The sequence below is a fragment of the Pseudomonas sp. 2(2015) genome (assembly GCF_000955865.1).
GTDB lineage: Bacteria > Pseudomonadota > Gammaproteobacteria > Pseudomonadales > Pseudomonadaceae > Aquipseudomonas.
The window spans coordinates 274289-295120 of the sequence record NZ_JYOF01000015.1; the positions used below are offsets into that span (position 1 = coordinate 274289).

The following is a 20832-nucleotide window of genomic DNA, read 5'->3' on the forward strand; positions in this document are numbered from 1 at the left end:
CGCCGTGACCGCCCTGTTGTTACATCAATCGCGTGCTCAACGCTTGCCGAGGATCTTGCCCAGCAGCTCCGGTCGCGGTGCGCCCTGTTGGGTTTGCAGTTGCTGCTGGTCGTCGAGGTAGAAGATCGCCGGGGTTGCTGACAAACCGAGTTCTTCCATGACCGCGAGGTTGGCGTCGAGCTTGGCTTGTACCGCTTCGGGAACCTTGTCCAGGGCCTTGAGGGTACTGGCCTTGCCGGCCTTTTCATGTTGTGCCAGGGCCTTGGCCGGGTCCTTGCTGGCCAGCAGGGCGGCCGATTTGCCCGGGCTGTCTTCGCGGATGATACCGACCATGATGTGCCGCAACTGCACCTTGCCCGATTCGACCCAGGGCCGCGCCTGCTGCCAGAACATGTTGCAGTACGGGCAGTTGGGGTCGCTGAACAGGTAGACGATGCGTGGTGCATCGGCCTTGCCGTCGGCGATCCAGGCGGTTTTTTCCATCTTTGCCCAGACCTCCTTGGCCATGGGGGCGTACACCAGTTTTTCCAGCGGCGCCTGGCTCAGGTCCTTGCCTTGCTCGTCGAACAGGCTGCCCACCAGCACATGCTTGCCATCGGCGGTCAGGTACAGCGCCAGGCCGCGGTTCTGGTATTCGGCCGCGTAGCCACGCAGGCCATCGGGGGCGTCGAAGCTGCCTTTGATTTTTGCGCCTTTGGCCTCCAGTTGCTGGATGGCCTTGGGGAGTGTTTCAGCCAGCGCCAGCTGGCTGGTCATCAGGCCCACGGCCAGGGTGAGGGGCAGTTTCAGCAGAGATCGCATGCGACGTTCCTTGTGGGGGATGGGGCGGCAGGCGCGGGCGCGTGCTCGAAAGATTGCAGGGCATGGCTGAGGCTAGCCCGCGACAGCTCGCCAAGATGGCTGCCGACCAGGCGACCCTCGGCGTTATAGAACAAGGTGGTGGGCAAGGCCATGGAGCCGACCTTCTGCGCCAGCTGGCCGCCGCTGTCGAACAGCACGTGGGACAGATTAAGGCCGGTGGTGGCGAGGAAGGTGACCACGGTCTGTGGCGCCTCGCCCTGGTTGACGAACAGGAAGGTGATGTCCGGGTAATCACCCTGGGCCTGTTGCAGCACCGGCATCTCGCGCCGGCACGGCGGGCACCAGGTAGCCCAGAGGTTGATCACCAGTGGCTTGCCGCGGTAGTCGGTGAGCTCGACGGACTGGCCACTGGCCTTGCGCAAGCTCATTTCCGGCAGTTGAGTGCCCTGGTCATACAGGTGGCTGGCCAGGCTGCCGAGCAGCCAGAACAGGCCACCGCTGAGCAGGCCCCAGCCCAGCGGCCGGCGCAGGGCCGGGCGGCGATAGCCGAGGCAGAAGGCGCCGATGGCTACCGCCAGTAGGCCTGGCCAGAGCAGAAAGCCGCCATCGCGCAGGTCGATGACCTGCAGCAGGTCTTCGCGGTACATCGCCCAGTACTGGATGACAAAGCCCAGGCGTGCACTGAGCAGGCCGAGCAGGAACAGGCCGAACAGCACCGACTCGGGGTTGTCGCCGCCGCGCTTGGCGACGCGCCAGCCAACAAGGCTGGCCAGGGCCAGGGCGCAGATCAGCAGCAGGTGGTTCAGGGCCATGGTCAGTGGCCCGAGTGCGACGGTCAGCATCATCCTTGGCTCCGGGTAGCGGCCCAGTGTTGGAGGAAGTTCGCCGCATCGATTTCACCGGTGATGCGCCGGGCCCGGCGCTCGTTGCCCTCCGGGCCGATCCAGATCAGGCTGGGCGGGCCCGGGACCTGGTAGCGCTGCAGCAACTCGCGACTGGACGGTGCGTCGGCGGTCACATCCAGGCGCAGCAGGCGCACGCCGCCAAGCGCCGCCAGTACGTCGGCGCGGGCGAACACCTGTTTCTCCATGACCTTGCACGACACGCACCAGTCAGCATAGTAGTCGAGCATCACCCACTGGCCCTGGGCCTTGGCCGCCTCCAGCTCGCGCTGCAGTTCGGCCGGCTGGCTGACGGTGGTGAAGGCATCATGCGGCACGGCAAGGCCCATTGGCGCGCTGGCGGCGGTGAACGGTTGCAGCGGCTGCCAGGGGTCGTTGCCACCGGCTGCCGCGCCGACGACCAACAGGCTGCCCCACAAGCCCAGCAGCAGCGACAGTGCCCGAAGCGCCCGCATAGCTTGCAAGGCCGGCCACGCAGCCCAGGCCAGGGCGATTAGCCAGGCACCGGCCAGGCCCAGCCACAGCGAAGGCTCCAGCACCGCACGCAGGGTATACAGGGCCATGGCCAGGAAGACGAAGCCGAACAGGCCCTTGACCCGGTTCATCCAGGCGCCCGGGCGCGGCAGGTAGCGGTTGCCGAGGGTGACCAGCAACAGCAACGGCAGGCCCATGCCCAGGCCGAGGGTGAACAGTACCAGGCCGCCATGCACGGCATTGCCGCTCTGGGCGATGTACAGCAGGGCGCCGGCCAGCGGTGCGGTCATGCACGGGCCCATCAGCAGGCCCGACAAGGCCCCGAGCAAGGCCGCGCCGTACAGGTTGCCGCCGCGGGTGCCATTCCCGGCACGCTCCAGGCGGTCGCGGATCCATACAGGTAGCTGCAGCTCGAAGGCGCCGAACATCGGCAGGGCCAGTAGCACGAACAGCCCGGCCAGGGTGCCCAGCAGCCAGGGTTGCTGCAGCCAGGCCTGAAAGCTTGCGCCCAGCAATGCGGCAACCACGCCCAGGGCGGCGTAGACCAGGGCCATGCTCAGCACATAGACGCTGGCCAGCAACCAGCCGCGGCGGGCACTGGCACCACTGCCCAGTACCAGACCTGCAAGAATCGGCAGCATCGGCAACGAGCACGGGGTGAAGGCCAGCAGCAGGCCCAGGCCGAGGAAGGCCAGCAGGTTCCAGGCCAGGGTCGACTGTTGCAGGCCGCCGGCCAGGGCCTGGTCGCTGGCCTGCGCGGCGGCGCTTGTACCACCCAGGCTGACCACACTGGTTTGTGGCGGGTAGCACAGCCCGGCGTCGGCGCAGCCCTGCCAGCCCATGCGCAGTTCGCCGCTGGCGCTGGCGGGCAGGATCAGCTCCAGCTCGCCACGGTAGACCTGGGTTTCACCAAAGTACTCATCGCTGTGGGGCAGGGCGGGTGGCAGTTGCGGTTGCTGCTCGGGGGCCAGGCCGTCGAATTTCAGGCGTTTCTGGTACAGGTAGTAACCATCGGTGATCTGCCAGTGCAGGCGCATTTGCCCCGATTCCAGGCGTTCGCTGCTGAACACGAAGGCCTTGTTGACCGGCAAAAAATCGCTCTGGGCAAACGGGTTGGCCTGGCTCAGGCCGCTTAGCAGGAACATCAGGGCAAACAGAAAAACGCGCATGTCGACGCCTTGGCAATGCGATGAAGGGCCCAGCTTGGCCCAGCCCGATTAACCGAAAGTTAACCCGTTGGCTGACGGCTGTCGCCAAGGCCGCGACGGTTGTGGCCTGGCGCGGCATAATCCTGGGTTAATCCGCCTGGGCTTGAATAAAGCCTTTCATGACCGAGACCCGACCATGCACGTACTGCTCTGCGAGGATGATGACCTGATCGCCAGCGGCATCAGCGCCGGCCTGGGCGCCCAGGGCATGACCGTCGACCGGGTGGCCAGCGCCGGCGCGGCCCAGGCCATGCTCCAGGCCGCGGCGTTCGACGTCATGGTCCTCGACCTCGGCCTGCCCGACGAAGACGGCCTCAAGCTGCTGCAGCGCCTGCGCCAGCAGGGCCATGAGCTGCCGGTGCTGATCCTCACCGCCCGCGATGCGGTCACTGACCGGGTCGAGGGCCTGCAGGCCGGTGGCGACGATTACCTGCTCAAGCCGTTCGACCTGCGTGAACTGGCCGCACGTCTGCACACCTTGCTGCGCCGCGCCGCCGGGCGAGCGGTGAACATCATCGAGCATGGCCCGCTAAGCTACGACCCCAGCAGCCGCGAAACCTGCCTGGGTGGCCGCCCGGTCGACCTGTCGCGGCGCGAGCAGGCGCTATTGCAGGCGCTGCTACACAACCGTGGCCGGGTGCTCTCCAGCGAACAGCTCAAGGACAGCGTCTATGGCTTTGGCGACGAGGTCGAGAGCAACGCCCTGAACGTGCATATCCATCACCTGCGGCGCAAACTGGGCAATGGTATTGTCGAAACCGTGCGCGGCCTCGGTTATCGCCTGGGCCCGGCGCAACTGCCGGAGGAGCCGCAAGCATGACCTTGCGTTTGCGCCTGACCCTGATCCTGGGCACCGCCTTCATCGTCATCTGGGTGCTGGCTGCGGCGTGGATGCTGCGCGACCTGCGCATGCAGATGATGTTCTCCCTCGACCAGCGCCTGGTGGCATCGGCACGCATGGTTGCCGGCCTGGTCGACCAGTTGCCGCAACCGCTGTCGAGCAAGGGCGAGGGCACGCGCCTGAGCGCCGACCAGTTGAGCGTCGACGGCATGGCCTGCCAGGTCAGCTCGCTGCGCGGCGAGATTCTTGCCCGCAGCCACAATAATGAGCAGCCCCTCGACGACCAGCGCAGCGGGTTTCGCGACCAGACCATCGACGGCGCCCGCTGGCGCAGTTTCACCTATGCCCATGGCGATGTGCGCATTACCACCGCCGACCGCCATCAGGAGCGCGAGGCCCTCAACCGTTCGATCCTGCTGGCGGCCTCGGCACCGGTGCTGATGGCCTTGCTCGGCAGCCTCGGCTTGCTGTGGATGGGTGTTGGCAAGGGGCTGGCGCCGCTCAACCGGATGCGCGATGCCTTGCGCCGGCGCAGCCCGGACTCCCTTGAGCCCTTGCAGGTGCGCGGCCTGCCCAGTGAGCTGCAACCTTTGCTGGAAACCCAGAACCAGCTGTTTTTGCGCATTGGCCAGACCATCGAGCGCGAACGGCGCCTGACCGATGATGCCGCCCATGAGCTGCGCAGCCCGCTGACCGCGATCAAAACCCACCTGCAGGTGGCACGGATGACCGATGGCGAGGTGCGCGAGCAGGCCCTTGAACACGCCGAGCAGGGCGCCGATCGTCTGCACCGGACTCTTGAACAACTGTTGCTGCTGGCCCGGGTGGAAGGCCGACTGTCGTTTGAAGACGGCCTGCAGTGCAACGCCGAGCAGATCGCCCGCCAGGCAATCCTGGACACCGGGGTCGACAACGCCGGGCGCATCGATCTGCAGTTGGCGCCCGGCGCCGCCCAGCTCTACCTCGGGATGCCCACGCCACTGGCGGTCACGGCCCTGCGCAACCTGCTCGACAACGCCCTGCGTCATACCCGTGGCAGCGAACCGGTGGAGCTGGCAGTGCAGATGGAGCAGGACCGGGTGGCATTTTTGGTGCGCGATCACGGCCCCGGTATTCCCGAACAGGACATCGAGCACCTGACCGAGCGCTTCTGGCGCCATAGCCAGAGCGGCGGATGCGGGTTGGGCCTGGCGATTGTCCAGGCGATCGTCCAGCGCTGTGCCGGCAGCTTGCGCTTTGACAGCCGCAGCGATGGCTTGCGGGTGTTGTTGCACATTCCGTTGCGTGCAAACCCGTCGTAACCGGTAAGTGCAAAGCGGCAGTTGAAAAAATCCGCAGCGTTGATGGGCATCGGCTAAATCCGCAGGGCGCTGAAGCGTTTTTCAAGCGATAACAACCCGCACTCCTCTGGCAACAGGCGCGTGACGGGCACATCCGCTTGCTTGCGAGGGTTTCCCAGATGTCAGTCGCTATCAGCCTTGCCCAGGCGCTGCCGGTGTCTTCCACCGCAGACGCTGCTGAAACACTTTATGCATTCAATGAGTCGCCGTTGCTGGCCCGCCAGAGCCTGCAGGAATCCAATGCCCGCAGTTACCCGCGGCGCATTCCGCTGGCGCTCAAGCGCGCCCGTGGCATCTATGTCGAAGACGTAGAAGGGCGTCAGTTCATCGACTGTCTGGCTGGCGCCGGGACCCTGGCGCTGGGGCATAACCATCCGCTGGTGATCGAAGCGATCCAGCAGGTGCTGGCCGATGAACTGCCGCTGCACACCCTGGACCTGACCACGCCGGTCAAGGACCAGTTCGTCCAGGACCTGTTCAGCCTGCTGCCCGAGCAACTGCGCGGCGAAGCGAAGATCCAGTTTTGCGGGCCGACCGGCACCGACGCGGTGGAAGCGGCGTTGAAACTGGTGCGCACCGCTACCGGGCGTAACACCGTGCTGTCGTTCCAGGGCGGCTACCACGGCATGTCCCAGGGCGCCCTGAGCCTGATGGGCAGCCTGGGGCCGAAGAAGCCGCTGGCCGCCTTGCTGGCCAATGGCGTGCAGTTCCTGCCGTACCCTTATGACTATCGCTGCCCTTTCGGGCTGGGCGGCGAAGAGGGCGTGAAGGTCAACCTGCACTACCTGGAAAACCTGCTCAGCGACCCGGAGAGCGGCGTGCAACTGCCGGCGGCGGTGATCGTCGAAGTGGTCCAGGGTGAAGGCGGGGTGATCCCGGCGGACATCGAATGGCTGCGGGGTGTGCGGCGCATTACCGAGAAGGCCGGTGTGGCGCTGATCGTCGACGAGATCCAGAGTGGCTTTGCCCGCACCGGCAAAATGTTTGCCTTCGAGCATGCAGGCATCACTCCGGATGTGGTGGTGTTGTCCAAGGCCATTGGCGGCAGCCTGCCGTTGGCGGTGGTGGTCTATCGCCAGTGGCTGGACACCTGGCAGCCGGGGGCGCACGCCGGTACTTTCCGTGGCAACCAGATGGCCATGGCCGCAGGCTCGGCGGTGATCAACTACCTCAAGTCACACGACCTGTGCAGCCATGCCCAGGCCATGGGCGAACGCCTGGCCGGCCATCTGCGCCGCTTGCAGGCGGACTTCGCGCAGTTGGGGGATATCCGTGGCCGTGGCCTGATGCTGGGGGTCGAGCTGGTTGATCCGCAAGGGCAGCTCGATGCCCAGGGGCATCCGCCGGTCTGCCCGCGCCTGGCGCCGCTGGTGCAGCGCGAATGCCTAAAGCGTGGGCTGATTCTGGAACTGGGCGGGCGTCAGGGCGCCGTGGTGCGTTTCCTGCCACCGCTGATCATTACTGCCGAGCAGGTTGATGAGGTGGCGGCGCGCTTTGCTCGGGCGGTTGCTGCGGCGGTGGCCAGCCTGTAAACGGCCCAGGCATGTAAAAGCCCGGGCTGGGATGTTGAGGCTGCGAGTTTATCCATTCAGTGTGGGGCTGCTGCTGGCCCCTTCCGCCTTTACGGCGGCCTACTTTTCTCTTGGGAAGAAGTAGGCAAAACCGCTTGCTCCTGCATACGGCCCTACGCTGCGCTTCGGGTCCCCTCGCTACGGCACCTTCCGGGGCATCGCGGCCTACGACTTGCTTTGCAAGTCTACGTCTCGCGTCTTCGGCTGCCGCCGAAGGTGCTGCGCACCGCCCCTACAGGCACCTCCACTCGGCCTCCTGAAGTCGCTTTTCGCGGCGCCTGGAAGTACGTGCATGAACATCAAGATCAAGACCAAACAAGTTGGTGCTCGTTTTATCAGCGGGCTTGTCCCGCTCCTGCGTCAGCATGGCTTCGCCAACATCTGCTTTCGCAGATACGTCAGTGCAGGCGCCGCCCGTAACTTCGCGACTTCAGTAGGCTGAGCGTAGGTGTCTGGAGGGGGCTGGTGCGTAGCACCCTTCGGCCGAGGCCGAAGTCGCGAGACGTAGACTTGCAAAGCAAGTCGTAGGCCGCGATGCCCCTGGAAGGCACCGTAGCGAAGGAACCCGGAGCGCAGCGTAGGGCCGTATGCTGGAGCGAGCGGTTTTGGTTACTTTTGCCAAGAACAAAAGGGACCCGCCGTAAGGGCGGAAGGGGCCAACAGCGGCGCCACATCGAATGGATAAGCCCGCAACCCAACCCAAGAATCATAGCCCCCGGGATTCCGTGAAGAACCTTTTTTTGCGCTTCAGTCGAAACTACGCCCCGCGCGCCAGTAGCCCATCAGCGTCAGGGCGCTGCGATCCAGCCCGCGCTCGGTGATCAGGTAGCGACGGATATTCATCACCGCTGCCGACTCGCCGGCGATCCAGGCATAGAAGTCGCCGTTGCCGGGTTGAGCCAGTTCCCAGAGGATCTGCCGGTCGATATCGACCTCCTCCAGGGCGACCTTCGCACCTGTACGCGCTGCGGCTGCCGGCAGGCGCGCCAGCTCGCGGATGGCATGGATCATCGCTTCGCCGTGGGTGCAGTGCAGCACTTCGCGCGGCAGCCAGTTCAGTTCGGTGGCGCGGCTGCAGGTCAGGTCGAGGCAATCGGCTTCGCAGGGGACTTCGATGAACGCCTGTACCGGGACTTCGGGCAGGTCTGCGGCCATCTGCTCAAGGATGCCGGCAATTGCCGGCAGGGCGGTTTCATCGCCGATCAGCAGCAGGTTGCGCAGGTTCTTCGGGGGGCGCCATTCGTAGCCGCCGGGATCGGCGTCGAAGGCCAGGTTCGGGGCGACCATCTGCAGGCGATCGCCGATACGTGCCTGGGTCGCCCAGGTCGATGCCGGGCCGTTGACGCCGTGCAGGACGAAGTCGACATCCACTTCCAGTGCCTCGCGGCGCAGGTCGCGGATGGTGTAGGTGCGCATCGGCGGGCTCTGCTCGGCGCTCAGGCCGCGACGCGCTTGCTGCCAGGAACCTTGCTTGGGCAGGTTTGGGTATTGGCCATCGGCAGAGGGAAAGAAGATCTTGATGCGCTGGTCGGCAGCCAGGGTACGCATCTGCCCGACATCCTCACCGCTGAACACGAAGCGGCTGAGGGACGGGCTGAGGGCAATGATGGCTTTGAGCTGCACATCGAACACTCCGTAGGCACTGGTTCTGGCAGGTTTGCCGACCAGCTTGCGCAGACCGTTGCCCAGGGCGTTGGTCAGGGAGGTGGAGGCTGACATGGGCGGTACCTTTTCCAAGGGAGGTTCCTTGAAAACGAAATAGCCGCCGATCGAATTAGCACAGGGCGGCAGTGGTTAAATTTCCCCCTCCAGGAAACGTCCTAGCTTGGATAAAGCCTGCTTCATGGCTGATACGGGTAGGACGATGACGATTTCGCGACGAGGATTCATAGCGGGCCTGGCGGTGGCGGGCGCGACCGTGCCAGCCGCCTATTACGCGCACAAGCAACTGACCCACGATCCACAGGACGACATCGTCACCCCCGGCGAGGCCAGCGTTGAGCTCGCGGATGCCGCTGGCCAGCACCTGGCCGATCAATTGCGCGGCGTCTGGGATTTGCGTTTGAGCGGTGCCGATGGCGAGCTCGCCGGGCTGCCTGTGGAAGGCTTGCAGATGTACCTCGACGTCGCCGCCAAAGGCCGTGGCCTGCGTGGTTTTGTCGATACCGAACGGGTTCTGCGCAGCGACGCCCCGGCCGCCTACCGAGTGCTTGGCGACCTGGTCGGGGCGTCCACCGCCACGGTGCGCTGGCGGCTGATGAGCACCCAGGGCGGGCCGGGTTATGAATGTACCGCGAGCCTGGATGAAGTCTGGGGCAGTTTTGGCAACGCTGGCAGCGCTACCCTCAGTGGCCGCTTGCAACCGCTGGATCGCTCGATGGTCTTGCCCTTGGCTGACAGTCACTTTGTTGCCGTCAAGCGCCTGTTTCCTGAAGCCCGTGAGCGGCTGCCCTATACTCCGCAGTTGCAAGCCTGGCTGATCAGCGCCGAGCACCGCTTGTTCCATCAGCTCTGGCACGCGACCCGTGACAAATGGCATCGGCTGTCTGAAGAAAAACACGGTGCCTTGCGTGGCCTGGGCTGGCAGCCCGGCCCGCGTGACAAGGAGCGTGATGCCCGCGGCCCGCGCAAGCATCGCAATGGCTCGGGGGTGGACTTTCTGTTCATGCACCGGCATATGCTCGGTACGGCGCGGTCGATGCAGGACCTGCCGTCATGGCCGCATTTCCCCTTGCCGCAACCCAGCGTCGAACACGACCGCCAGGGTTTTGCCCGCTATTACGACAACCATGACGGTTACTGTGTACCGCCCGGTTGGCGGGCACCGGGCGACGAGGCTTATGGCGTATGGGTCTCGGCGATCAAGGCCGGCGAGACCTTCTGCAGTAATTTCCAGGTCTGGGAATCGCAGTACCAGGACCCGCTGTACCTGTCAAAGCTGACCCTCGGTGCGTTCGGTTCGGAGCTGGAAATGAACCTGCACGATTGGCTGCACATGTGCTGGGCCTCGGTGCCACGTGATCCGGTCAACGGTGCGCCAGTGCCGTTTGCCCGGGACCCGGCTGATTTTGCCGGGCGCTGGTACGAGGCGGAAAACGACTTTCTCGGCGATCCGTTCTCGTCTCACGTCAACCCGGTGTTCTGGGGTTTCCATGGCTGGATCGATGATCGCATCGAGGATTGGTACCGCGCCCATGAGCGCTACAACCCGGGGCAGGTTCGGCGTCTTGAGGTCAATGGCGTGCAGTGGTTCGCCCCGGGGCGCTGGGTCGAGGTCGACGACCCGTGGCTGGGGCCGGTGACCCATGGCTGCAGCACCACGCCGGGGATGTTCCCGGGCAAATCGGTGGAAATGGATGTCGAGATCATGAAGCTGGCTCTGCGCATTACCTTTGGTGAAGACGACAAGATCGGCGACCTGGTGCGCCGGGTGCCGCAGCGGCCCTGGTATGCGCGGCATTTGTCGTTGCGCGGGATTGTGAGCTGATTGGCTGTATTGGGCCTGCTGTGCGGGCCATCGCCGGCAAGGCCGGCCCCCACAGGTTTTGTGCAGGCAGGTCAATGATTTAGCGAACCACCTGCCATCCGCCGCCCAATGCCTTGTACAGCGCCACGCTGCCTTGCAGGCGGGCCAGGCGCAGTTGCACCTGCTGGTCTTGCGCCTGGTACAGGGTGCGCTGGGTTTCCAGTACGGTCAGCAGGGTCTCGGCGCCGGCCTGGTAGCGGCGCTCGGAGAGGGTGAAAGCGATCTGCGCCTGCTGCACTTCCTCATCCTGCGACTGGCGCTGCTGGTCTACTCCGCTGATGCCATTGAGCGCCTTCTCGACATCGGCAAAGCCGTTGATGATGCTGCTGCGGTAATTCTCCAGTAGTTCGTCCTGCTTGGCGCGGGCCTTGTCGCGCTCGGCGCGCAGGCGGCCGTTGTTGAAGATCGGCGCAGCCAGCCCGGCACTCAGGGTGTAGTAGGGGCTGCGCAGCACCTGGGCAAAGGTGTCGGCACCCGAGCCCAGGTCGGCGCCCAGGGTCAGGCTCGGCAGCATTGCTGCGCGGGCAACCTGCACGTCTGCCTGGGCGGCGGCCAGGCTGGCTTCGGCGGTGGCAATGTCGGGACGGCGGCTGAGCAGCTCGCTGGGCACGCCGCTGCCGATCTGCGGCCAGTTCAGGCGGGTAATTGATTCTTCAAGGGCGGGCAGCGCCTGCACCGGCTCGCCGAGCAAGGTTGCCAGGGTGATGCGCGCCTCTTGCAACTGCTGCTCGAACAACGGCACCTGGCGCTGCTGGCCGGCGACCAGGCTGCGTTGCTGGGCCAGTTCCAGGGCGGTGGCCGAGCCAGACTGATAGCGGGTTTCGACCAGGTGCAGGACATCCTCGGCGTTGCTCAGATTGAGGCGGGCGATACGCACCTGCTCACGCAGGGCCAGGCTCTGCAGGTAGCTGTTGGCAACACCGCTGAGCAAGGTCAGCTCGACGGTCTGGCGATCGAAGCGGCTGGCATCGAGGTTGAACAGGGCGCTGTCGCGTGCGGCCGTTTTACCGCCCCAGAAATCCACTTCGTAGCTGGCGCTCAAGCGAGTGCCGAACGAGGTGCTGGTGCGTTCGCGGCTGCTGGCATCGAGTTGGTCGAAGCCGTTGCCATGCAGCAGGCGTTGGCGTCTGGCATCCAGGCCGAACTTGAGTTCAGGCAGCAACGGCGCGCCGGCAATGACCGCCGAGGCCTGAGCCTGGCGAATACGCGCGGCGGCAGCGGCCAGATCGAAGCTGTTGCGCCGGGCGTGTTCGATCAGTTGATCGAGCGCGGGGCTGGAGAACTGCTGCCACCAGTTCTCGTGGGGCAGCGGGGTGCTGGCTGCCTGGCCCTGCCATTGCGCTGGCGCCTGCAGGCCACTCGAAGGTGCAGGGGGGGTTGAGGTACAGGCGGCAAGCACCAAACTGATCGACAGGACACTGAGACGGCTGGGCAGGTTCATGGATTATTCGCTGGTAAGGGCTTTGACCGGGTCGAGGCGGGCGGCTTTGCGCGCGGGCATGAAGCCGAACACCACGCCGGTGACCACCGCGCAGGCAAAGGCGCCAAGCACGGCAGGCAAGGAGAAGGCCACGGCAATATCGGCCAGCAGCAACACGCCGCCAATCAACAGGGCCAGGGCAATGCCGGTGACCCCGCCGACCATCGACAGCAGCACCGCTTCGCTGAGAAACTGGCGCAGGATGTCGCGCTGGCGGGCGCCGGTGGCCATGCGGATGCCGATCTCGCGGGTGCGCTCGCGCACTGTCATCAGCATGATGTTCATCACCCCGATCCCGCCGACCAGCAGCGAGATCGCGGCGATCGAGCCGAGCATCAGCGACAGGGTATTCTGGGTGCGCGCTTCGGCCTGGATCAGCGCCGCGTCGTTGGTCAGTTCATAGTCGTGTTTGCCGTTGTGAAGCTTGCGCATCAGGTGGTCGATGGCCGCTTCCGTGTCGGCCACGCGCCGTGAGTCGGCGGCGGCGATGGTCACGTACTCCGGGTTGCGGCTGCCGAACAGGCGGATGGCGGCGGCCGAGTAGGGCACCACGATGCGCTCGTCGCTGTCCTGGTCGCCCGAGCTTGCGCCTTTGCCGGCGAGAATGCCGACCACCTGGAAGGGCACGTTTTCGACCAGGATGTACTGGCCGATGGGGTCGTTACCGGCTCCAAATAGTTTCTCCCGCACCTTCTGGCCGATGACCGCCACGGCTGCCGCGCTCTGTTCATCGGCCTCGGTGAAGAAGCTGCCTTCGACCACCGGCCAATTGAAGATTTCGCTGAAGTGGGTGTTGTTGCCACCCACATAGAACTGCTGGTTATTGTTGCCGTAGCGCACCATCAGCGAGTTGCCGATCACCGGCATGATCATCTTCACCTGCGGCAGGCTGGATACTGCGGCGACATCGTCGAGGGTGATGACCCCGGCCGGTTCACGCAGTGTCGGGGCGCTGCCGCTCAGGTACAGGATGTTCGAGCCGAAGGCTGCCATCTGCGCCATGACCTGGCGCTTGCTGCCTTCGCCGACGGCCAGCATGACCACTACCGAGGCCACGCCGATGACGATCCCGAGCAGGGTCAGGGCAGTACGGAAGCGGTTGATCCACATGATCCGCCAGGCCGCCTGCAGGGCTTCGACCAGCTCGCCTTTCCAGGCGCCGCTGGCGGTGGCGCCGAGGTTCAGGCGCTGGCGCAGGTCTTCGGCTTGCAGGCCGGGAGCGCTGGCGGCGGGAGCAGCAGATTGCTCTACCGAATCACTGAGCACCAGGCCGTCACGAATCTCGATGACCCGCTTGGCCCGCGCCGCGACTTCGCGGTCGTGGGTAATCAGGATCACCACGTGGCCCTGGCTGGCCAGTTCGTCGAGCAGGGCCATGACTTCGGCGCCGCTCTGGCTGTCCAGTGCCCCGGTCGGTTCGTCGGCGAGGATGATGTGTCCGCCGTTCATCAAGGCGCGGGCGATCGACACCCGCTGTTGCTGGCCGCCAGACAACTGGTGCGGGCGGTTGCCGGTGCGGCTGGAAAGGCCCAGGCGTTCGAGCAAGGCGGCGGCGCGGGCATGGCGTTCGGCGGCGGGGGTGCCGGCATAGATGGCCGGCATCTCGACGTTTTCCTGGGCCGAACCCGAGGCGATCAGCTGATAGCCCTGGAACACGAAGCCGAAGGCTTCACGGCGCAACCAGGCCAGCTCGTCGCTGTCGAGGTCGGCGACGTCCTTGCCGGCGAAGTAGTAGTTGCCTGAGGTCGGACGATCAAGGCAGCCGAGGATGTTCATCAGCGTCGACTTGCCGGAGCCGGAGGCGCCGACAATGGCGACAAACTCGCCAGGGTGAATGGCCAGGCTGATGCCGCGGACCACCTCGACCTTGGGCGTATCGACGCCGCCATAGGATTTGCGGATGTCGCGCAGTTCGATCAGGGGCGTGGACATTCAACCCCCGCTTGCGGCAGGTGCGCCGATCAGCAGGCGCTCGCCTTCGGCAAGGCCGTCGAGCACCTGCACCCGCAAGCGGTCGCTGAGGCCGGTGCGGACCTGGCGCTGGTTGACCTTGCCCTTGCTGTCGAGCACCTGGGCAATGCGCAGGTCATTGCCGTCGGCATGATCATCCAGGGCTGCCACCGGTACGGTGAGCACCTTGCTGGCACGCCCGGCAACGAAGAACACCTGGGTGGTCATCTCTGCCATCAGGGCGTTGTCCGGGTTATCGACATCCAGCAGTACGGTATAGAGCACCACTTTGCTGCTGGCGCCGCTACCACTGGCGCTGGCCGGGCTGCCACCGCCCTGGCTGGATTGATCCAGGGGTTTGGGCGGCACCGGCAGAATTTGCCGCACACTGCTGGTCCAGCGCCGCTTGCCGCCGGCCAGGGTGGTGAAGTAGGCGCTCATGCCCGGTTTGACATGGCCGATATCGGCCTCGGACACCTGGGCCCAGACGGTCATTGGCGACAACTTGGCGATGCGCAGGATCAGCGGGGTTTGCTGTTGGGCGTTAAGGGTCTGGCCTTCGCGGGCATCGACGGCGACCACGGTGCCGGCCATCGGTGCATAGATGCGCGTGTAACCCAGCTCAGCCTCGTCGCTGCGCAGGCTCGCCTGGGCCTGGCGAATCTGTGCGCGGTACATGTCGATGCGCGCCTGGGTGACCTTCAGCTGGGCCTGGGCGCTTTGCACGTCTTCCTCGCGGGTGGCGCCGCCGGCGGCCAGGTTACGTTGGCGCTTGTACTGCTGCTCGGCCAGTTGGTACTGAGCCTTCTGTTCATCCAGCTGGGCCTTGAGGTTGTCGATCGAGAAACGCCCGGCATCAAGCTTTGCCTGCTGCGTGGAGGGGTCGATCTCAACCAGCAACTGACCTTCCTTGACCTGATCTCCCACCTCGACGTGCAGTTTGCGGATCTGCCCGGAGGCCTGGGCACCCACGTCCACATAACGCCGCGGCTGCAAGGTACCCAGGGCCGTGACGCTGCTTTCGATGTCGGTACGGGTCACGGTAACGGTGCTCAACGGGTCGCCACCGGCGGGCAGGGTTTTCCAGGCGAGCAGGGCGCCCAGGCTGAGCAGGCCGAGGCCACACAACAGCAGGCGACGAGTATTCGATGAGCGTTTCATGCAGGGTTCCAGCCGGATGGAATGGCCCGTGACATCTCACTGCCGAAGCGGCACGGCAGACACGGGAGGCTCCCAGGTAAACGAGGTGGGGGCCGTGGAATTTACCGGGATCAAGGTCTGATCTTGCTGAGAATAATTATAATTTGTATTATTGCATACTGCCATCATTCAGATCCGCTCAACCACGAGTCAGGGAACCCCCGCAGATGTCGCGGCCAGGTGTTGTGTTGGAAAACTACTATCGCGAACTGGTGAGTTTTCTCTGTGCCCGCCTGGGTAACCGGCAGGCGGCTGAAGACGTTGCCCACGATGCCTATATCCGCGTGCTCGAGCGCAGCGGTGAAGACGATATCGAGCATCCCCGGGCGTTTCTCTATCGCACCGCTCTGAATCTTGTGATCGATGGGCATCGACGTGGTTTGCTGCGCCAGTCCGAGCCGCTTGAAGTGCTCGACAGCGATGAGCGTTTCTTTACCCCCGCGCCATCCCAAAGCATGGACCTCAATCAGCGCCTGGACCTGATGCAGCGCGCGTTGGCCGAGCTCAGTCAGCCTTGTCGCGAGAGTTTTCTGCTGCGCAAGCTCGACGGCCTTTCTCACCCGCAGATCGCCGAGCGCCTGGGCATCTCGCGCAGTGTGGTGGAGAAACATATTGTTAACGCCATGAAACACTGCCGGCTGCGCATGCGTCAGTGGGAATCGCAGTAACCGGCCAACGTCGAAAAAATGTGAAAATTCCGTCATGGCCTTGCTTGATTTATGGCGATTTCCCGACAACTATCAGTAAAGACCCTCTCTCTGGCGAAGTGCCCGCCAATAGCCTGCAATTGATGATCTGGCGCAGTATGGTCAAGGAACGTCTCTAACGCTCTCTGCCTTGGTCATGACGATGCCGAACAAATCGCTGCGGATCCTGATTGCCGACGAACACCCGATGCAGTTGTTGCAACTGGAACGGATGCTCAATGGCATGGGCTATTACCGCATAGCCCCGGTCGAGAGCTTCGAGGATCTGCAGCGCCTGGTGCAGAGCGCACTGCAACCGTTCAACCTGCTGCTGGGCAACATCGACCTGGCCAGCCATGCCGGCGTTGATCTGGAGCGGTTCTGCCGGGTCAACCCGCTGATCCAGCACGCCTTGCTGTACGAATCGCAACACTTGAAGATCCCCTCGATTCCCGACAACCAGCGCCGCGCGGTGAATGTCAGCCTGTCCAAGGTTCCGGACAACGAGACCATCCAGTCCTTCATGCATATCATTGACTCGCCGCAGGTGATCGGCCATTTGCCGGGCATCCCCGAGCGCACCGCCAGGCCGGCGTACAACCCACGGCGGATGGACCTGGCCCAAACCGCGTTTTGCCGCCAGTCCTGAAGCCGCGCTGGGTGTGGCCGGGTAGCTTTTGCTATCCTCTTGCGTTTGCCTTGGTGCGCCTGTCGTACCGGCACTCGATCACTTGCGGATACCCCTATGACGGCCACTGACCCTGCGCGCCCGCTGCAGCTATCGCGCAGCGACCACAAGACCCTGAGCCTGGCGGCCCTGGGCGGGGCGCTGGAGATCTACGACTTCATCATATTCGTGTTCTTCGCCCTGACCCTTAGCCAGTTGTTCTTCCCACCGCAGATGCCCGAATGGCTGCGTTTGCTGCAGAGCTTCGGGATTTTTGTAACCGGTTATCTGGCGCGGCCGCTGGGCGGCATCCTGATGGCCCATTTCGCCGACCACCTGGGGCGCAAACGGGTGTTCAGCCTGAGCATCCTGATGATGGCCTTGCCGTGCCTGCTGATCGGGGTGATGCCCACCTACGCCGAGATTGGCTACGCAGCGCCGCTGATCCTGCTGGCCTTGCGCATCCTTCAGGGTGCCGCGGTAGGCGGCGAGGTGCCGAGCGCCTGGACCTTCGTCGCCGAGCACGCCCCGCCCGGGCGCCGCGGCTACGCCCTGGGTTTTTTGCAGGCAGGGCTGACCTTCGGTTACCTGCTCGGCGCCCTGACCGCCACGGCCCTGGCGCAGCTGTTCAGCCCCCAGGAAATCCTCGATTACGCCTGGCGCTACCCGTTCCTGCTCGGCGGCGTATTCGGCGTGATCGGCGTCTGGCTGCGCCGCTGGTTGAGCGAGACACCGGTGTTCCTGGCCTTGCGCGAGCGCCGTGAGCAGCCGCCGGCTTTCCCCTTGCGCACCGTGTTGCGTGAGCATCGCCGGGCGCTGATACCGGCAGCGCTGCTCACCTGCGTGCTGACCTCGGCGGTGGTGGTGCTGGTGGTGATCACCCCGACGGTGATGCAGCAGCGCTTCGGCATGAGTGCCGGGCACACCTTCGCCTTGAGCAGCATGGGCATTGTTTTTCTCAATATCGGTTGTGTGCTGGCCGGCTTGCTGGTGGACCGTATCGGCGCCTGGCGGGCCTTGATGATCTACAGCCTGCTGCTGCCCTTGGGCATCGCCGGCCTTTACGCCAGCCTGGTGGCTGGCTGGGGCTGGACCGGGCTGGCCTATGCCATTGCTGGCCTGTCTTGTGGCGTGGTGGGGGTGGTGCCATCGGTGATGGTCGGCTTGTTCCCGGCGCAGATTCGCGTCTCCGGCATTTCCTTTACCTACAACATTGCCTACGCCCTGTGGGCGAGCACCACGCCATTGCTGCTGATCGCCCTGATGCCGTGGAGCCCATGGGTGTGCGTGGGCTTCTGCCTGGTCATGGGTGTGGTTGGCTTGCTTACGGCACTGTACTTTGGCGCACGCGAAGCGGTGCCCTTCGAAGATGAGGCGGTGCGCTGCTGAGTTCATCTGCTGTGACAATGGTTCCCTGCTGCCTGGGCGCTGATCGGGCAGACTCCAGAGCGGGGCAAATGGATTAACCTATTTGCCAAATTGAACCTATTAGGTTAATTTGCTCATGGAGAAAGGCGCGCCTCATTGCAGGCTTTCGACGGTCAGGGCGCTGGCGGGTCTACCTGAAACTGACGGTCATCGATGCTGTGCTCATCGTGTCCTTCAAGGAGTTGTGAAAATGAAATGTCCAGCCTGTGGCGCGGCTGAGCTGGTCAGTGCCAGGCGCGATCTGCCGTACACCTACAAAGGTGAGACAACCCGGGTGACTGATGTTGCCGGGGATTACTGCCCTGCCTGTGCTGAGAGGGTGCTCAGTGATACAGAGTCGCGGCGTGTCAGTGCGGCGATGCTCGCTTTCAATCGGCAGGTCAATGCTGCGGCTGTCGACCCGCAATTTATTGCCGCCGTACGCAAGAAGCTGGCACTTGATCAGCGTGAAGCAGCAGAAATATTCGGCGGCGGGGTCAATGCATTCTCCCGTTACGAAAACGGCAAGACCAAGCCTCCCTTGGCCCTGGTCAAATTGCTCAAGCTACTTGATCGCCACCCTGAGTTGTTCGAAGAAGTCAGAACGGCCTGACACAAGCGATAAAAAAGCCCCCTGGCCACAACGGCGAGGGGGCTTTTTTAGGCCGGCTGACTTACATGTTCGGGTAAGTCGGGCCGCCGGCGCCTTCCGGGGTGACCCAGGTAATGTTCTGCGAAGGGTCCTTGATGTCACAGGTCTTGCAGTGCACGCAGTTCTGGGCGTTGATCTGGAAGCGCTTGCTGCCGTCTTCCTGGCTGACTACTTCGTACACGCCAGCCGGGCAGTAGCGCTGGGCAGGCTCGTCGTACAGCGGCAGGTTGGTGCCGATCGGGATGCTCGCGTCAGCCAGTTTCAGGTGGCACGGCTGCTCTTCTTCATGGTTGGTGCTGGAGAGGAACACCGAGCTCAGCTTGTCGAAGCTCAGCTTGCCATCCGGTTTTGGATAGTCGATTTTTTTCGAGTCGGCCGCCAGCTTCAGGCAGGCGTAGTCCGGCTTGGTGTCGTGCAGGGTGAACGGCAGTTTGCCACCGAACCAGTTCTGGTCGAGGTAGTTGAACGCCGCACCGAGCATCGGGCCGAACTTGTGCATGGCCGGGCCGAAGTTACGGCTGGAGAACAGCTCGTCATACAGCCAGCTGGCTTTGAACGCTGTAACGTAGCTGTTGAGTTGATCGCCGCCTTCACCACCTGCCAGCAGGGCTTCGGCCACCGCGTCGGCGGCGAGCATGCCGGATTTCATGGCAGTGTGGCTGCCCTTGATTTTGGCCACGTTCATGGTGCCCAGGTCGCAACCGATCAGGGCGCCGCCGGCGAAGACCATTTTCGGCAGCGAGTTCAAGCCACCTTTGGCCAGGGCGCGGGCGCCGTAGCTGATGCGCTTGCCGCCTTCGAGGTACTGGCTGATCACCGGGTGGTGTTTCAGGCGCTGGAATTCGTCAAACGGCGACAGGTAGGCGTTGGAGTAGGACAGGTCGACGATCAAACCTACGACTACCTGGTTGTTTTCCAGGTGATAGAGGAACGATCCACCGGTGTTTTCCTTGGCCATGACATCCAGCGGCCAGCCTGCGGTGTGCACAACCAGGCCTTGTTCGTGCTTGGCCGGATCGATTTCCCAGATTTCTTTCAAGCCGATGCCGTAATGCTGGACGTCGGACTCGCTGTCGAGGTTGAAACGCTTGATCAGCTGTTTGCCGATGTGGCCACGGCAACCTTCGGCGAACAGCGTGTACTTGCCGCGCAGCTCCATGCCTGGGGTATACAGGCCTTCTTTCGGGTTGCCTTCACGGTCGACGCCGAGGTCGCCGGTGATAATCCCGCGGACCACGCCGTTTTCGTCGAACAGGGCTTCCTGGGCGGCGAAGCCCGGGTAGATCTCGACGCCCAGGTTCTCCGCCTGCTGGGCCAGCCAGCGGCACAGGTTACCCAGAGAGATGATGTAGTTGCCTTCGTTGTGCATGGTCTTGGGCACGAACAGGTCAGGGACCTTGATCGAGCTGCCAGCATCCTTGAGCACATAGATGTCGTCGCGTTTGACTTCGGTGTTGAGCGGGGCGCCGAGCTCTTTCCAGTCCGGGAACAGTTCGTTCAGGGCGCGAGGTTCGAACACCGCACCGGAGAGGATGTGGGCGCCGACTTCCGAGCCTTTCTCGACCACGCAGACGCTGATTTCGTTACCGGCTTCGGCGGCCTTCTGCTTCAGTCGGCAGGCGGCGGACAGGCCAGCCGGGCCAGCGCCGACAATGACCACGTCGAATTCCATGTATTCGCGTTCCACAGGTTCTCTCCTACTCAAGGCTCATCGGTTTTTCTTTGTTGGCGGGTGTCAGGCGGTCATTTTTCAGACGCTCGGGCTGTAGCTCGAGCGATGACGGACTACACCGCTTTCTCTTGGCCGCGCATTATATCTACACCACTCGCGGGGTCCAATACAAACGTTTGTTTGAATTTGCCGCAGGCCAGTAAAATCAAAGAAGCGCGGCTTGAAGCTGACCGGTTTGCCGTATTGACCGGATTGGGCGTTACGGTCAAGATACGAGCGGTTTTGCGCTCGCCGTAGGCTGACCGCAGGATGCAGGAGCACCCCTAAAAACCAGGCGAAAAGCAGGGCAGTTACGCCACAACCCGCTTTGTAGTGGAGTTTACACGCCACGACAAATAATGACCCACGGGTTTTGCAACTGACAGGCCGAAACGAGACCGCTGGGTCAGGGTTAA

The 20832-nt window shown here is 63.9% G+C and carries 17 protein-coding genes; 9 read left to right on the plus strand and 8 right to left on the minus strand.

Annotated features, from left to right (window positions below; genetic code table 11):
* Nucleotides 1-36: 36 nt before the first annotated feature.
* Genes dsbG through dsbD form a run of 3 tightly spaced genes read right to left on the minus strand, consistent with a single transcriptional unit; the run spans nt 37 to nt 3346 of the window.
* Nucleotides 37-801 carry a thiol:disulfide interchange protein DsbG gene (gene dsbG / locus UB48_RS20800; RefSeq protein WP_045200491.1) on the minus strand — a complete coding sequence of 255 codons (765 nt, stop codon included), beginning with the start codon at nt 799-801 and terminating at the stop codon, nt 37-39.
* On the minus strand, nt 786-1643 hold the full coding sequence (locus UB48_RS20805) for a TlpA disulfide reductase family protein (protein WP_045200576.1): 858 nt from the start codon (nt 1641-1643) through the stop codon (nt 786-788). Before UB48_RS20805 ends, dsbG begins: the two co-directional genes overlap by 16 nt.
* A complete protein-coding gene (gene dsbD, locus UB48_RS20810; RefSeq protein WP_045200494.1) occupies nt 1643-3346 on the minus strand; it encodes a protein-disulfide reductase DsbD in 1704 nt (567 codons plus the stop codon). The genes UB48_RS20805 and dsbD overlap by 1 nt, the downstream gene beginning before the upstream one ends.
* A 175-nt stretch (nt 3347-3521) precedes the next feature.
* On the opposite strand from dsbD, the gene UB48_RS20815 reads away from it, so the two are divergent.
* The 4 genes from UB48_RS20815 to UB48_RS27760 all read left to right on the plus strand — a co-directional run bounded on the left by UB48_RS20815 (nt 3522) and on the right by UB48_RS27760 (nt 7579).
* Complete coding sequence (locus UB48_RS20815) at nt 3522-4205, plus strand: response regulator transcription factor (protein WP_045200496.1); 684 nt, start codon at nt 3522-3524, stop codon at nt 4203-4205.
* Nucleotides 4202-5527, plus strand: a complete 1326-nt coding sequence (locus UB48_RS20820) for an ATP-binding protein (protein ID WP_045200499.1) — start codon at nt 4202-4204, stop codon at nt 5525-5527. The genes UB48_RS20815 and UB48_RS20820 overlap by 4 nt, the downstream gene beginning before the upstream one ends.
* Before the next feature lie 158 nt (nt 5528-5685).
* Nucleotides 5686-7098, plus strand: a complete 1413-nt coding sequence (locus UB48_RS20825; protein ID WP_045200501.1) for an aspartate aminotransferase family protein — start codon at nt 5686-5688, stop codon at nt 7096-7098.
* Nucleotides 7099-7429: 331 nt separating this feature from the next.
* Nucleotides 7430-7579 (plus strand): hypothetical protein, encoded by a 150-nt coding sequence (locus UB48_RS27760; RefSeq protein ID WP_156160226.1) that lies wholly within the window; start codon nt 7430-7432, stop codon nt 7577-7579.
* Between the two features lie 305 nt (nt 7580-7884).
* Here UB48_RS27760 and UB48_RS20830 read toward each other — a convergent pair whose 3' ends face one another.
* Nucleotides 7885-8856, minus strand: a complete 972-nt coding sequence (locus UB48_RS20830; protein ID WP_045200578.1) for a siderophore-interacting protein — start codon at nt 8854-8856, stop codon at nt 7885-7887.
* A gap of 145 nt (nt 8857-9001) precedes the next feature.
* Here UB48_RS20830 and UB48_RS20835 point away from each other — a divergent pair, with 145 nt between their 5' ends.
* On the plus strand, nt 9002-10624 hold the full coding sequence (locus UB48_RS20835) for a twin-arginine translocation signal domain-containing protein (protein WP_045200502.1): 1623 nt from the start codon (nt 9002-9004) through the stop codon (nt 10622-10624).
* 79 nt (nt 10625-10703) lie between these two features.
* On the opposite strand, the gene UB48_RS20840 is transcribed toward UB48_RS20835, so the two are convergent.
* The 3 genes from UB48_RS20840 to UB48_RS20850 are packed head-to-tail and all read right to left on the minus strand — an operon-like array spanning nt 10704 to nt 15254.
* The gene (locus tag UB48_RS20840) at nt 10704-12104 is read right to left on the minus strand and encodes an efflux transporter outer membrane subunit (RefSeq protein ID WP_045200505.1); all 1401 of its coding nucleotides are present in this window, start codon (nt 12102-12104) and stop codon (nt 10704-10706) included.
* Nucleotides 12105-12107: 3 nt separating this feature from the next.
* On the minus strand, nt 12108-14075 hold the full coding sequence (locus UB48_RS20845; RefSeq protein WP_045200507.1) for a MacB family efflux pump subunit: 1968 nt from the start codon (nt 14073-14075) through the stop codon (nt 12108-12110).
* Nucleotides 14076-15254: an efflux RND transporter periplasmic adaptor subunit gene (locus UB48_RS20850; RefSeq protein WP_045200509.1), complete on the minus strand. Its 1179-nt coding sequence runs from the start codon at nt 15252-15254 to the stop codon at nt 14076-14078.
* A 227-nt stretch (nt 15255-15481) separates the two neighbouring features.
* On the opposite strand from UB48_RS20850, the gene UB48_RS20855 reads away from it, so the two are divergent.
* The 4 genes from UB48_RS20855 to UB48_RS20870 all read left to right on the plus strand — a co-directional run bounded on the left by UB48_RS20855 (nt 15482) and on the right by UB48_RS20870 (nt 18666).
* Nucleotides 15482-15961 carry a sigma-70 family RNA polymerase sigma factor gene (locus tag UB48_RS20855; protein WP_045200511.1) on the plus strand — a complete coding sequence of 160 codons (480 nt, stop codon included), beginning with the start codon at nt 15482-15484 and terminating at the stop codon, nt 15959-15961.
* Nucleotides 15962-16142: 181 nt separating this feature from the next.
* A complete protein-coding gene (locus UB48_RS20860; RefSeq protein WP_045200513.1) occupies nt 16143-16628 on the plus strand; it encodes a hypothetical protein in 486 nt (161 codons plus the stop codon).
* 96 nt (nt 16629-16724) lie between these two features.
* A complete protein-coding gene (locus UB48_RS20865; protein WP_045200515.1) occupies nt 16725-18035 on the plus strand; it encodes an MFS transporter in 1311 nt (436 codons plus the stop codon).
* 229 nt (nt 18036-18264) lie between these two features.
* Nucleotides 18265-18666 (plus strand): type II TA system antitoxin MqsA family protein, encoded by a 402-nt coding sequence (locus UB48_RS20870; RefSeq protein ID WP_045200518.1) that lies wholly within the window; start codon nt 18265-18267, stop codon nt 18664-18666.
* 61 nt (nt 18667-18727) lie between these two features.
* Here the strand turns inward: UB48_RS20870 and UB48_RS20875 are convergent, their stop codons facing one another.
* The gene (locus UB48_RS20875; RefSeq protein WP_045200520.1) at nt 18728-20392 is read right to left on the minus strand and encodes an electron transfer flavoprotein-ubiquinone oxidoreductase; all 1665 of its coding nucleotides are present in this window, start codon (nt 20390-20392) and stop codon (nt 18728-18730) included.
* Nucleotides 20393-20832 lie beyond the last annotated feature (440 nt).

Excerpts from the sequence above, each read along its gene's own strand:
- dsbG (WP_045200491.1), bottom strand. The coding sequence starts at position 801 with ATGCGATCTCTGCTGAAACTGCCCCTCACCCTGGCCGTGGGCCTGATG.
- UB48_RS20805 (WP_045200576.1), bottom strand. The coding sequence starts at position 1,643 with ATGCTGACCGTCGCACTCGGGCCACTGACCATGGCCCTGAACCACCTG.
- dsbD (WP_045200494.1), bottom strand. The coding sequence starts at position 3,346 with ATGCGCGTTTTTCTGTTTGCCCTGATGTTCCTGCTAAGCGGCCTGAGC.
- UB48_RS20815 (WP_045200496.1), top strand. The coding sequence starts at position 3,522 with ATGCACGTACTGCTCTGCGAGGATGATGACCTGATCGCCAGCGGCATC.
- UB48_RS20820 (WP_045200499.1), top strand. The coding sequence starts at position 4,202 with ATGACCTTGCGTTTGCGCCTGACCCTGATCCTGGGCACCGCCTTCATC.
- UB48_RS20825 (WP_045200501.1), top strand. The coding sequence starts at position 5,686 with ATGTCAGTCGCTATCAGCCTTGCCCAGGCGCTGCCGGTGTCTTCCACC.
- UB48_RS27760 (WP_156160226.1), top strand. The coding sequence starts at position 7,430 with ATGAACATCAAGATCAAGACCAAACAAGTTGGTGCTCGTTTTATCAGC.
- UB48_RS20830 (WP_045200578.1), bottom strand. The coding sequence starts at position 8,856 with ATGTCAGCCTCCACCTCCCTGACCAACGCCCTGGGCAACGGTCTGCGC.
- UB48_RS20835 (WP_045200502.1), top strand. The coding sequence starts at position 9,002 with ATGACGATTTCGCGACGAGGATTCATAGCGGGCCTGGCGGTGGCGGGC.
- UB48_RS20840 (WP_045200505.1), bottom strand. The coding sequence starts at position 12,104 with ATGAACCTGCCCAGCCGTCTCAGTGTCCTGTCGATCAGTTTGGTGCTT.
- UB48_RS20845 (WP_045200507.1), bottom strand. The coding sequence starts at position 14,075 with ATGTCCACGCCCCTGATCGAACTGCGCGACATCCGCAAATCCTATGGC.
- UB48_RS20850 (WP_045200509.1), bottom strand. The coding sequence starts at position 15,254 with ATGAAACGCTCATCGAATACTCGTCGCCTGCTGTTGTGTGGCCTCGGC.
- UB48_RS20860 (WP_045200513.1), top strand. The coding sequence starts at position 16,143 with ATGCCGAACAAATCGCTGCGGATCCTGATTGCCGACGAACACCCGATG.
- UB48_RS20865 (WP_045200515.1), top strand. The coding sequence starts at position 16,725 with ATGACGGCCACTGACCCTGCGCGCCCGCTGCAGCTATCGCGCAGCGAC.
- UB48_RS20870 (WP_045200518.1), top strand. The coding sequence starts at position 18,265 with ATGAAATGTCCAGCCTGTGGCGCGGCTGAGCTGGTCAGTGCCAGGCGC.